12 protein-coding genes and 1 tRNA gene are annotated in these 11,963 nt (G+C 60.1%); 6 read left to right on the plus strand and 7 right to left on the minus strand.

Annotated elements, in window-relative coordinates; all coding sequences use genetic code 11:
* The first annotated feature begins 94 nt into the window (after positions 1-94).
* Both DFK10_RS12630 and DFK10_RS12635 read left to right on the plus strand, forming a co-directional pair.
* Complete coding sequence (locus tag DFK10_RS12630) at positions 95-775, plus strand: HIT family protein (protein WP_109389400.1); 681 nt, start codon at positions 95-97, stop codon at positions 773-775.
* Between the two features lie 3 nt (positions 776-778).
* Positions 779-1,618 (plus strand): HNH endonuclease signature motif containing protein, encoded by an 840-nt coding sequence (locus tag DFK10_RS12635; RefSeq protein ID WP_109389401.1) that lies wholly within the window; start codon positions 779-781, stop codon positions 1,616-1,618.
* A 165-nt stretch (positions 1,619-1,783) separates the two neighbouring features.
* Here the strand turns inward: DFK10_RS12635 and DFK10_RS12640 are convergent, their stop codons facing one another.
* Positions 1,784-3,244: a site-specific integrase gene (locus DFK10_RS12640; protein ID WP_146193264.1), complete on the minus strand. Its 1,461-nt coding sequence runs from the start codon at positions 3,242-3,244 to the stop codon at positions 1,784-1,786.
* Positions 3,245-3,319: 75 nt separating this feature from the next.
* Positions 3,320-3,393, minus strand: a tRNA-Cys gene (locus tag DFK10_RS12645).
* Between the two features lie 133 nt (positions 3,394-3,526).
* Here DFK10_RS12645 and DFK10_RS12650 point away from each other — a divergent pair.
* The 3 genes from DFK10_RS12650 (at position 3,527) to DFK10_RS12660 (ending at position 6,535) form a co-directional block, all read left to right on the plus strand.
* The gene (locus DFK10_RS12650) at positions 3,527-4,180 is read left to right on the plus strand and encodes a protein-L-isoaspartate O-methyltransferase family protein (RefSeq protein ID WP_235866839.1); all 654 of its coding nucleotides are present in this window, start codon (positions 3,527-3,529) and stop codon (positions 4,178-4,180) included.
* A 50-nt stretch (positions 4,181-4,230) separates the two neighbouring features.
* Entirely contained in the window at positions 4,231-5,595 is a 1,365-nt protein-coding gene (locus DFK10_RS12655; protein ID WP_109389403.1) for a TolC family outer membrane protein, read from the plus strand.
* Positions 5,596-5,671: 76 nt separating this feature from the next.
* A complete protein-coding gene (locus tag DFK10_RS12660; protein ID WP_109389404.1) occupies positions 5,672-6,535 on the plus strand; it encodes a hypothetical protein in 864 nt (287 codons plus the stop codon).
* A gap of 128 nt (positions 6,536-6,663) precedes the next feature.
* On the opposite strand, the gene DFK10_RS12665 is transcribed toward DFK10_RS12660, so the two are convergent.
* Positions 6,664-6,996 carry a DUF6280 family protein gene (locus tag DFK10_RS12665; protein ID WP_109389405.1) on the minus strand — a complete coding sequence of 111 codons (333 nt, stop codon included), beginning with the start codon at positions 6,994-6,996 and terminating at the stop codon, positions 6,664-6,666.
* Positions 6,997-7,218: 222 nt separating this feature from the next.
* On the opposite strand from DFK10_RS12665, the gene efp reads away from it, so the two are divergent.
* A complete protein-coding gene (gene efp, locus DFK10_RS12670; protein WP_109389406.1) occupies positions 7,219-7,782 on the plus strand; it encodes an elongation factor P in 564 nt (187 codons plus the stop codon).
* Here the strand turns inward: efp and DFK10_RS12675 are convergent.
* The 4 genes from DFK10_RS12675 to DFK10_RS12690 are packed head-to-tail and all read right to left on the minus strand — an operon-like array spanning position 7,779 to position 11,847.
* A complete protein-coding gene (locus tag DFK10_RS12675; RefSeq protein WP_109389407.1) occupies positions 7,779-8,582 on the minus strand; it encodes a fructosamine kinase family protein in 804 nt (267 codons plus the stop codon). The genes efp and DFK10_RS12675 overlap by 4 nt on opposite strands.
* Positions 8,570-9,304: a CAF17-like 4Fe-4S cluster assembly/insertion protein YgfZ gene (gene ygfZ / locus DFK10_RS12680; protein ID WP_109389408.1), complete on the minus strand. Its 735-nt coding sequence runs from the start codon at positions 9,302-9,304 to the stop codon at positions 8,570-8,572. The genes DFK10_RS12675 and ygfZ overlap by 13 nt, the downstream gene beginning before the upstream one ends.
* Before the next feature lie 9 nt (positions 9,305-9,313).
* Positions 9,314-11,143: an ABC transporter ATP-binding protein gene (locus DFK10_RS12685; RefSeq protein WP_109389472.1), complete on the minus strand. Its 1,830-nt coding sequence runs from the start codon at positions 11,141-11,143 to the stop codon at positions 9,314-9,316.
* Between the two features lie 17 nt (positions 11,144-11,160).
* Positions 11,161-11,847 carry a fused DSP-PTPase phosphatase/NAD kinase-like protein gene (locus DFK10_RS12690; RefSeq protein ID WP_109389409.1) on the minus strand — a complete coding sequence of 229 codons (687 nt, stop codon included), beginning with the start codon at positions 11,845-11,847 and terminating at the stop codon, positions 11,161-11,163.
* Between the last annotated feature and the right edge of the window lie 116 nt (positions 11,848-11,963).

Consider the following 11,963-nt stretch of genomic DNA (forward strand, 5'->3'; position numbering starts at 1 on the left):
AGTGGCGGAAGATCAACGGGCCAAGCCGTCTGCCCGAGGTTATTCAGGGGATTGAATTCAAAGACGGGATCAAGCAACTTCAAGCCGCCGCCTGATGACGGCCGTCACCAACTTTTGGGCATATCTCGGCGATGGTCTTTATGCCCACAGAAGGCCCTCGGATGGTTATGTACCGGGGTCTATTCGTTATAATGTCCTGAAGCGGGCAAAGTATCGTTGTGAGCTGTGTGGGGCGCACGAGGATCAGATCGCCCTGCACGTTGACCATATCATCCCAAGAGCCAAGGGCGGGTCAGACGATCAAAATAATCTTCAAGCCCTCTGCATGACCTGCAACACCAACAAAAGAGACAACGACGATACCGATTTTCGCGGCGTGGTCGATAGCTATAACGAACGTGCGGCTGGATGCTTGTTCTGCGAAATAGAACCTGAGCGTGTTGTGGCTGAAAGCGAACTTGCCTATGCGGTCCGGGATGCCTTCCCCGTAACGGATTATCACACGCTGGTAATCCCCAAGCGGCATGTGGCTGATTACTTTGATCTCTACCAACCCGAATTGAATGCCATTCATGCACTGCTACAGGATCAGAAAGGTTTCATTGAACAAGCATACCCAATGGTGAAAGGCTTCAATGTTGGCATTAACGCGGGTGAGTGCGCTGGGCAGACAGTTTTCCATGTCCACGTTCACTTGATCCCCAGACGTGTTGGTGATGTCGAAAGACCAAAAGGCGGGGTGCGTGGTGTCATCCCAGAAAAGCAAAGTTATTGAGCAATGTTTCAGATAGGTAAGCTGTATGATCGGATCGAACTTCATGAGCAGTTTGGTGGCGGTCGACAAAGTGGCATTTCCCCCTCTCGCTCCCATCCCATTATCTTTTTGTTTTCCGGCAAGAGTGGCAAAAACTATGGTTACGAGGACGGATGGCAGCAGAGTGAAGGCGTATTCCTTTATACGGGCGAAGGCCAACTTGGTGACATGACCTTCAGCCGGGGCAATAAAGCCATCCGTGACCACGTCGAGAACGGTAAACAGCTCCACCTCTTCTTGGCGCAAGGCAAGGGTAAACCAGTCGAATATGCGGGAGAGTTTGAGTGCGCGTCGATCGACTTTGCTCGAGGCCCAGATCGTGACGGGAACGAACGACAGACTATTCGCTTTCATCTTGTGCCATCGGGGTTTGGTGATGAGCAGTTCGATCGAGCTGAGGCACCGATTTCAACGGAATTCCGTAAGAGCACCACTCTGCAGGATTTGCGTGCAAGAGCTCTGAGGTCGGCAAAACCTGTTGAGGTGACTGAGTGGCGGCAAGCTGTTCAAGTACGTAGGCAACGCCGCGCGGACATCCGTGAGTACGTCCTCAAGCGCGCTAGTGGCGTTTGCGAACTTACTGGTGACCCGGCGCCGTTCTTAAAGCTGGACGGTACACCTTATCTTGAAGTGCATCATATTAGGCGGCTTTCAGATGGAGGCATTGATCACCCGGTAAATTGTGCCGCAATCACACCAAATGCTCACCGCGAAATCCACTTCGGAGCTGCCGGCGAAGAGCTTGACAACAAGTTAGCCCAGATCATTGCAGAAAAAGAAAAATGGCATCGTGACCCGGGATAATTATGACGTGTTTTTAGGAAATTAGGATGCACTCCCACCATTGAAAGTCAGTACAAACGCACCAGTTAAAATCCTGTGCATCAGCCATGCACGTCCCCTCGACCTTGGCCCTCTGTCGTTCATTCGGTAGCGCTTGCTGCGCTGAGCTAGCGGCGGGGGGTCTTTTTACTTTAACCAAGGGTGTTTGATGCGATTTACAATGTTGTACTTTACCAGCACGTCGGGGTCTTTGCGGTAGGTGCGTTGCCTCTCACTTTCAGATTTACTGCCTTCCATGCCGTGGCCCGTGATCCAATCCATATGTTCGGATGATGGAGCAGGGTCTGTTAAATTTAGCATTAAGCCTGTCAGGTTGTGGCGTAGCGAATGAACAACCTTTCGGTCGTCGTCAGGCCCGTATCTAACGGGATGGAAGTAATTGACGTTAAGGTGCTTGCTGACCTTATTGGAGGCTTTACCATCGAGGTCTGTTTGCCATTGGGGAAATATCCGACCTGTTCCCTTCTCAGGTAGTTTGAGGCAGTCGGGCAGGGCGACAGTGCGGGCAGAGAACTTATCGTTTTTGACTACAGCACCAATAGACAAATCAAAGTATCTTATCCCGTTTCGGTCAGTCTTCAGTTGTTCCCACTTCAAGAGTGCAGCTTCATCCTCTCGCATCCCTGTGGTCAGTAATATCGACAACAACAATCGGTCAGTGTCAGGCATATCCTGAGCAAAGAGGGCGTATAGTTGGTCTTCCTCCAAGGCTTCCCAAGAGCGTTTCTCAGAGCCATAGCCGCGTAGTGATAAACCTTTAATTGGATTGACCGAAAGGAAGTGTTGATTGGGTGTGACAGTGGTGTTGATAGCCTTAGCGACAGCATGGTCTAGTAGTAGTGACAGGTTGTTCGTGTAGGTATGGATTGTGCGATTGGCCTTGCCCTGTTCATCCAGCTTCTCTGCTATCTGATGGCCATGCGTAAGCATTATCTGGTCTAGTGGTAAGTTGCCGATGATTTTAGCACAGGCTCTGATGCGGTTCTCTGCGGATTTTTTGGTTTTTTCCCTTACGCCAGACCACTTCTTATCGGCCATGTAGACGGGTAGCCATTCCAGTATACTTGGGCAGGAGGTTCTGTTCTTAATATCAACAGGGGTCGCATCTGGTTCTGAAGATGGGTCGGGGAGGTGGTTGCTGTCGATTGGCTGGCCTTGTGCCCGTCTGGCGTAGTCTTCCACTTCAAAAGTTACGAAATTCAAGGCAGCGTAGTAGTGCGCTTCAGTGTGGATTGATGGATTGTCTAAAATGAACTGGGCAGCGTTTTGTAATTTGCGCCATGCGTACTGGTCTTGTGGGCCAGCACTCTCATAGCCCATGACAGCGGCAAACTCTTCAGCCCAAATCTTTCCCTGACTGTCTGATAATCCCGCTATCTGTTTGTCGAAGTTTGCCCATATCTCTGCCTCTATCTCATGCCAGCGTCGTCCAGCTTCCCTACGGTCTGTTGTTTTAGTGGATACACGACGCTGAATATTCTTGCCCGTCTGTAATTCCAGAGGCTTGGTTGCTACTACAAACCACTTGTTCCCTTTGCTTGGGATTTGAACCAGCGTCGTGGGTAGGTACTGGTGTTTAGTGCCCATACTATTTCCCAAATTAGTGCCCTAGAGTTGCGCCAACACTAGATATACTTGGAAAATATGACAATAAGGGGAATTTGGAGGCGAGTACCGGAATCGAACCGGTCTACACGGATTTGCAATCCGCTGCGTCACCACTCCGCCAACTCGCCGCCGGTGATCCAATTTCGGAGCAGGGCATCGGATATACCAGCCGTCGGGGTCTTGCAAGGGTGATCAGGCGTTGCCGTTCGGGTGGTGATATGGCAAGACGGTAGGGACTTACTGAACGAAAGAGTTTAGCTCGTGGCCGACTACGAAACCCTCCGTACAATGATGGTGGACACGCAGGTCCGCCCCTCAGATGTCACCAAGTTCCCGGTGATCGATGCGATGCTGTCCGTCCCGCGCGAAGATTACGTGCCCGACGACAAACGCGACACCGCCTATATCGACGACAATGTCGATCTCGGTGGCGGGCGGGTGATGCTGGAGCCGCGCACGATGGGCAAGATGCTCGACACGCTCGATATCCAGCCCAACGAGGTCGTGATGGACCTTGGCTGCGGGCTGGGGTACTCCACGGCGCTTCTGGCGCGGTTGGCCGAATTCGTCGTTGCCGTCGAGGAGGACGAGGATCGCGTGGCCGAAGCCCAGGCAAACCTGTCTTCTCATGATGTCGATAATGCCGCCGTGGTGCAGGGTTCCCTGACCGCCGGCGCCCCCAAGCAGGGGCCCTATGACGTGATCGTGCTGCAAGGCGCAGCCGAGCATGTGCCTGAACCGCTGATCGATCAGCTTAAGGATGGTGGGCGCATGGCGGTGCTTTTCAGCGACGGAGCCCTTGGCACGATGCGTATCGGATATAAGTTGGATGGTGCCATCACGTGGCGCATGGCTTTCAATGCCGGCGCACCGGTGGTTCCGGGCTTCGAGCGGCACCAGGCCTTCACATTGTAATCGCGGCTCGATCGGCACCGTCCGGCGGCCAGTATCGGGAGACTTGCCTCATGATCCTTCGCCGATTGGCCAGCAGCGTGGCCATGGTTCTTGCATTGGCAGGGGCAGGGCAGGCCGAGTCCATGGCCGACGCCCTGGCCGACAGCTATGAGAATTCCGGCCTTCTGGATCAGAACCGCGCCCTGTTGCGCGCCGCGGATGAGGACGTTGCACAGTCTTTGGCCGCGTTGCGCCCGATCGTGAACTGGTCGGCGAATTACAATTGGGTGAATAACGATCAGACCGCGGGGCTGTCGCTGGCCGACCAGATCACCGCCACGTTCGAGGTGGCCTTCAGCCTGTTGATCTATGACAGCGGCGCTAGCCAGTTCCGGACCGAGGCGGCGAAGGCGCTTGTTCTGCAAACCCGAGAACAGCTCGTTGGCATCGAACAGGACGTGCTGCTGCGCGCGGCGACATCCTATATGAACGTGCGCCGGAATTCCGAGTTCGTGGCGTTGCGCAAAAGCAACCTGCGTCTGATCCGGGAAGAATTGCGCGCCGCGCGCGACCGGTTCGAGGTGGGCGAGATTACGCGCACGGATGTGTCCCTGGCCGAGGCACGGCTGGCTGCGGCGCAAAGCTCGCTGGCCGCTGCCGAGGGCGCGCTGGCCCAGTCGATCGAGGAATTCCGAGCCGCCGTGGGCCGGGCGCCGGGCAACCTGCAGGTTGTTTCGGCGGCGCCGGTCGACCGCGGCCCCGAGGCTGCGCGCGGGTTTGCCTTGCAGAATCATCCGTCGATCGCGGCGGCCCAACAGGGTGTGACGGCGGCGGAACTGTCCATCAAGGCCGCCGAGGCGGCGCTTGGCCCCTCGGTCAGTCTGCGCGGGGGGGTCACGCTGGACGAAGAGGCCGACACGACCGAAAGCCTCGGACTGACGATCAGCGGTCCGATCTATTCCGGCGGTCAGCTGGCCAGCGCCATTCGCCGTGCTGCGGCACAGCGCGACGCCGCGCGCGCCAGCCTTCACGTGACCGGACAGTCCGTGGCGCAATCCGTGGGCAATGCCTTTGCGCAACTACGGGTGGCCAGGGCCAGCAGCGAGGCGTCAGAGCTGCAGATTCGCGCTGCCGAGACCGCCTTTCGCGGGGTGAGGGAAGAAGCCACACTCGGTGCGCGCACCACGCTGGACGTGCTGAACGCCGAACAGGAGCTTCTGGATGCCCGCGCCAATGCCATCTCGGCCCAGGCGGACGAGGTGATCGCCAGTTACCAGGTTCTTGCGGCCATGGGGCTTTTGACGGCCGAACACCTCGGTCTGGCGGTGCAGACCTATGACCCTGCGGCCTATTACAACATGGTCAAGGACGCACCGGCGGGCCTGTCGCAACAGGGCCGGGCGCTGGATCGTGTCCTGCAATCCATCGGCGAATAACTCAAATGCTCGCTATCTGTTGTTTGGAAATTCGGTTAAGAGTAAACTCTTAGCCGAGGCAAAAGCAGAGTGATCCATGTCCGATCCCGTCACGAATGTGGAAATCGAGGATGTCCTGTCCTCCATTCGCAAGCTCGTCAGCCAAGGAGACGAGCCGCAGTCACGGGATTCAGCACCCCAAGACCATGAGGCGCCCAAAGCCGAAGAAACCGATGATGTCGGGGCAGAAAACGGCCCGAAACCGGCGAAATTGTTGCTGACACCGGCGCAGCTGGTCGAAACGGCACCCGAGGATGATAGCGAATCTGCCCCGTTGTCAGACGCCCCCGAGGCGGATGAGGCCGCGGCGCCGCATATCCTCGATACGCCGATAGACCCGGAGGTCGAACCGGACACGCCCGAGACCGAGGCAGCCACAGAATCAGAGGCCGATTATACTGGATCCGAGGGTCCGGACTTGGCAGATGATGCCGATCCGGAGCCTGGCCCAACCCTTACCAATCCCGATCTTGTCACCCGCGAAGCGCGTCGGTCGCACCTTGAAGCGACCATCGCAGAGCTTGAAGCCTCGGTGGGAGGTGGCGAATTCGAACCCGATGGCAGCGAAGAGGCCACGCCGGTGGAGCCGCTGACATGGCCCGGTCATCACCCCCGGATCAACGAGGCACCGGACCCCGCTCCGGATGCTCCGCAGGACACTCCCGAAGAGGTGGCAGAGGCGCCATCGAACGAGGAGACAACCGCCGAAGATCTGACGGACGCCTATGATGACGACCTGTCGGGCCTGTCCGGCATGGACGAAGAGGCGTTGCGGGTTCTCGTGGCCGAAATCGTGCGCGAGGAACTGCAGGGCGCTTTGGGCGAGCGGATTACCCGCAATGTCCGCAAGCTGGTCCGGCGGGAAATCTACCGTATCCTGTCGAGCCAGGAATTCGACTAGACGCAGCTTGAAATCGCTTCGGGTCGTTATCCAGCCGATGCCACACCTTGCAAAGTGAAAACGCGGCCCCGAGCAGAAGGCCGCGTTTTCATATCGGGACCACCCGGCAGGGGCGGTCTGTCGCCAAATCAGGCAGCCCGAGCCGCTTCTTCCGCAGCTTCGGCAGCGTGGCGACGCTCACTTTCCTCGCGGGAGAGGGCGACCGACGTGCGCACGCCCTTGGCCACGAATTCCATCAGGCCGGTCACGACACGTTCGTTCGGGTCGATCCCGGCACAGGACAGAACCTCGCGCCCATCGCGCGAGCGGGCCCAGCGAGCGATCTGTTCCGGACCGTTGCCGTATTTCTTGTCATCGGCGATGGCGTCATCCAGCGCAGCCAGAACCACCGCCGCAAAAAGCTTGCGGGCGCGGTTGCCTTGCTCGTTGTTGAACGCGGTGCCGTCGACGAAATCTCGCATATCGGGTCCTTTGTTGTTTTTGGTCTTGTGTCTGGCGTGAGGGGCAATATGCCTGTTTGAAGCCGATTCGGGTGGGAAGTTTTGGAATGGCAGCTATGCGCCATGCGCATGGCTCATGTGTTTTGTTAACCGTATCTGCTGGCTTGCTCCCGGACATTGCGCCAGATATAGGCTCGCTTAACGAGCGATCAACCATCTGACACTTTTTGGACACAATTCAACATGCCCAAGATCAACGGTAACGAGATCCGCCCCGGCAACGTGCTGGAACATAATGACGGCCTTTGGGTCGCGGTGAAGGTCGACCACGTGAAGCCCGGCAAGGGCGGCGCCTTTGCCCAGGTCGAGATGAAGAACCTTCGCAACAATTCCAAGCTCAACGAACGGTTCCGCTCTGCGGACAAGGTGGAACGGGTTCGCCTTGAACAGAAAGACCAGCAGTTCCTTTATGAGAACGACGGTATGCTGGTCTTCATGGATGCCGAGACCTTCGATCAGATCGAATTGCCCGCTGACCTGCTGGGCGAGCGCCGCCCCTTCCTGCAGGATGGCATGACCGTGGTGATCGAGTATTACGACACCGAGGCTCTGAACGTGACCCTGCCGCAGAAAGTCACCTGCAAGGTCGTCGAGACCGAACCGGTGGTGAAGGGCCAGACCGCTGCCAACAGCTTCAAGCCCGCCGTGCTGGACAATGGCGTGCGGGTCATGGTGCCGCCTTTCGTGGGCCAGGACGAGGACATCATCGTCAATACCGAGACGATGGAATACGCCGAACGCGCCTAGGCACCGAGCCGGGCCAGCCGGTCTTCGACCATCCCGATATAGCCTGTTCCGAACAGGCGCAGATGTACGAGCGCGGGCCAGAGCTGATAGACCGCACGGCGGCTGTCCCAATCTCCCCCCGGGCGGCCATAGACCTCGTAGAAGGCGTCATGTGGTCGCCCGAACAGTTCCAGCATGGCCAGGTCGACCTCGGCGTCGCCGTGGTAGCAAGCTGGGTCGATCAGGTAGGCCCCGGCCTCGGTGAAGAGGGCGTTGCCGGTCCAGAGATCGCCATGAAGCAATGCAGCGGGTGGCGAATCGGGGATCAGATCGGGCAGGCGGTGGGCCAGTCGGTCGAGGCGATGGGCCAGCCCCGCCGGCAAGACGTCGCGCCCCTCCAGAAGCCGGTGATCCGTCCAGAACGCCAGCCAGTCGGCCCCGCGTGCATTCGGGATCGCAACCTCGCCGAAGGCATAGTCTACGGGCCAGCCATAGCGCGCCGCCGTGGTCTCATGCAGGCGGGCCAGGCCTGCGCCCAACGCGCGCCAGCTGTCGGGGCCGGGGCGGGCCTCGGGCAGGTATTCCATCACGATTAGCGTTTTCTCGCTGGCCAGCACCCGGGGCACGGGTGCACCCGCCTCGGCCATGGCCTCCAGCATGCGGGCCTCTCGTAGAACCAAAGGCCCGGCCTTGGCGACCACATCGCGCCCATCGGCGAGGCGCACCTTCCAGACCTCGGACAGGTCGCCGCCCTGCAAACGGTGCAGTCCCGCTGGCACCGCCCCGAAAAGCCGGCCGATGGCGGCGCTTACGGGGTCCATGTCACGGTGGCGTCGCCGGCCTGCATCGGCCCCTTGGCCCTGTCGAAGCGCAGGTAGGCCAGCGCCTTGCCGCCCGACTGGGTGTAAAGGGTTCCGGCCGGTTTTTCGCCCGCCATGATGGGGGTGCCCACGGGCGCGGTTCCCTCGATCCGGACCTGCACCAGCCCCTTGCGTAACTCGGTCTTGTGCTTCATCCGGGCGGTGACTTCCTGGCCGACATAACAGCCTTTCTTGAAGTCCACGCCGGACAGGCGATCGAACCCGACCTCCAGCAGAAAACTGTCCGGTGTCAGCTCGATTCCGGTTTCGGGGATCACGTGCTCCACGCGTAGCGCGTCCCAATCCACGCTTTCCGACAACTCGTCCTGTCCGATCAGCCGCCAGCCCAGGGCCGGGTGGCGTGGGTCGGGCAGGGCGCCTTCGGGGGTCGGACCGGTCCCACGCGATACGTTCAGGTCGGTCTCGGTGATCTCGACCTCGGAGCGCAGCTTGTACATGGACAGGCGCTGGAACAGGGCCGGGGCCTGGTCGGCCGCGACATCCAGCAGGATGGCGTCGCCGTCCGCTTGGAGGAAGAAATCCACCATCAGCTTGCCCTGCGGCGTCAGCAACGCCGTATAGACCAGCCCGTCGGACAGGCGGTCGATATCGTTGGTGACAAGGCCTTGCAGGAACTCGGCCCTGTCCTTGCCGGTGATACGAAGAACGGTGCGTTGGGTCATAAGAGGTATTTAGGTCCGATCATCGCGTCCGAAAAGGCGCGCGAGAATGCCGCGCGCGGCCCGCACGGGGGCCTTGTCGCGGATCGGGCGCGGATGGGTGTCTGCGGGTTCGACCACCTGTCGGCCTTCCTTGAACTGGAGGCGGTAGAGGTCGGCGTAGTGGCCGCCGCGTGCCAGCAATTCGTCATGGGTGCCGGCATCGACGACTTCGCCCTTGTCCATGACAAGGATCTTGTGGGCATTGCGCACCGTCGACAGCCGGTGCGCGATCACAAGCGTTGTGCGTCCTTCGGCCAGCCGGTCGAGTGCGGCCTGCACGATGGCCTCGGACTTGGTGTCGAGCGCCGAGGTCGCCTCGTCCAGCAGCAGGATGGGCGTATCGCGCAAAAGGGCCCGGGCGATGGCAACGCGCTGGCGCTGGCCGCCCGACAGGTTCGATCCGCGCGGGCCAACCGGCGTGTCCAGGCCGTTCGACAGCTTGGGCAGGAAATCCGAGACATGCGCCGCCTTCAGCACACGTTGCAGATGCGCCTCGTCCACGTCTGTCCGGCCCAGCAGGATATTGTCGCGCAGGCTTTCGTCAAAGAGGGCGGCATCCTGCGCCACGGTCGAGACCAGGTTGCGCAGGTGGTCGACATCCAGCGCATCCACCGGTGTATCATCCAGCAGAACCCGTCCGGCAGAGGGATCGACCAGGCGCGTCAGCACGTTGAACACCGTGCTCTTGCCCGCGCCGGATGCGCCGACAAGGGCGGTGGTCTGACCGCGCTCGGCGACGAATCTCGCACCGCGCAGCACCGGCAGGTCGCCATAGCTGAGATGGACATCTTCGAAACGGATCGACGGTGCGGCCTGCGGGGCCGCCTTCGGGCGGGCCGGAGAGGTCAGGGTCGGACGGATATCGAACAATTCGCGGATACGCTCCACGGCGGCGGCCGCCGCCTGCCAGAGCCCCGAAAGGTTGCCGAGCCGCCTGAGCGGGTCGAAGGCAAGGGCCATCGCGGTGAAGAAAGCCATGAAGTCGCCCACGGTCTTTTCTCCGGCCACGATCTCGGACCCGGCGAAGAACAGCACGCCCAGAAAACCGATCCCGGTCATGATGTCGATCAGCCCGGGGATCAACGCCTGACCCAGCGCCGCCTGGGTTTCCGTCGCGACCCGGGTGTCGTTGAGGCGGTCGTAGCGGCCCTGCTGGTAGCGTTCGAGGCCATTCAGCTTGATGGGCATGATGCCGTGGAACACTTCGTCCAGCCGGGTCGACATCGAGGCCGAGACCTCGCGTGCAGCCCGCGCCTTGCGCCTGACGTAGCCCTGAACCATCAGCGAGGGGGCAACCAGAAGAGGGATCCCCACGAGCGCCACCACGGTCCACAGCCAGTCGATATACATGGCCACGCCGAACAGCCAGATCACCGCTATCACATCGCGGCCCAACCCGGTGATGATCCCCGTCCAAACCTGGCCGAGGGCCTGCACATCGCCCTGCACGCGTTCGATCAGGGTGCCCGGCGAATAGGATTGGTGGAACGCCATGTCCAGCGTCATCAGGTGCCCCATCAACCGGGTCCGCAGCTTCGCTGCGCTCTTTTCCGCGATGCGCTTGAGGATGACCCGATGCGTCACCGAGGTGATCGCGCGCAGCACGAAAAGTCCAAGGATGATCAGGCCTACGACCCAAAGCGAGCCCATATCGCCGCCGATGAAAACATCGTCGAACATCGGTTTGGTCATGTAACTCATGATGCCGAGGGTCGACCCCTCGATCACCATGATGACCGATGCCACCAGGATAAGCGGCAAATGCTCGCGCAGGTATCCCGACCAGAGCCAGGCTGCCATGTTTTGGCGGCGCGCGCTCATGACCGGCCTTTCCGGGCGGCGAAGCTGGCGGCGAGCGCGGCCGGGTCATATTCCAAGGCCACCCAGTCGCGAAAACCGATCGGTCCCTGTGATTGCCGCGCCTCGAACTGCTCCAGTAGATGATCGAGAATGCCGGTGGCCGATTGCCGCAGATGGACGTAGCGCAGCGACAGCATGCGCTTGGCCGCGGCAATATCCGCGCCCTCCTGCGTCAACAGGTAGATCGCGCTGGCCAGCCCGGCACGGTCGGCACCTGACTTGCAATGAAGCAGCAACGGCTTTTCAAGCGTCGGAAACAGGTCGATCAAGGTCAGCAACGTGTCGCGGTCGGGCGGGCGGCGCGCTTCCATCTTGAGATCAACGAGGGTCAGCCCCAGGGCCTCGCAGGTTTCTTTCTCGAACAGGTAAGGGGAATGAGCGGAGGGCCCGCGCAGGTTCAGAACGGTCTTCACGCCATTGGCCGCGTGGCGGCGCATTCGTTTCGGATCGGGCTGGTTGGAGCGGTAAACCCCCGGTGCGATCTCATCGAGGTTGGTCCAGAGATGGCGCAGGATTGCGTGATCGAGCAGCTGGAAATGCCACCACGCCTCGCGCCGGGCGCGCGGAGTGGAGATGTCCTTGCCCGTCCGCTTGTGCAGGCCCCGCTCCCAGCGGTGGATCCTGTCGAACAATCCTGAAATCATCGGCGGTCGTGGCCTTTCAATGCCCATCGCTTGTCGGGGTTTACGCGGAAATTGCACGGGCGAAAAGGGGCGCGCGGCCCCAGTCCCGGATTGACGCCGGCCGGGCGCAACGTAAT

Source organism: Salibaculum griseiflavum, assembly GCF_003129565.1.
Classification (GTDB): Bacteria; Pseudomonadota; Alphaproteobacteria; order Rhodobacterales; family Rhodobacteraceae; genus Salibaculum; species Salibaculum griseiflavum.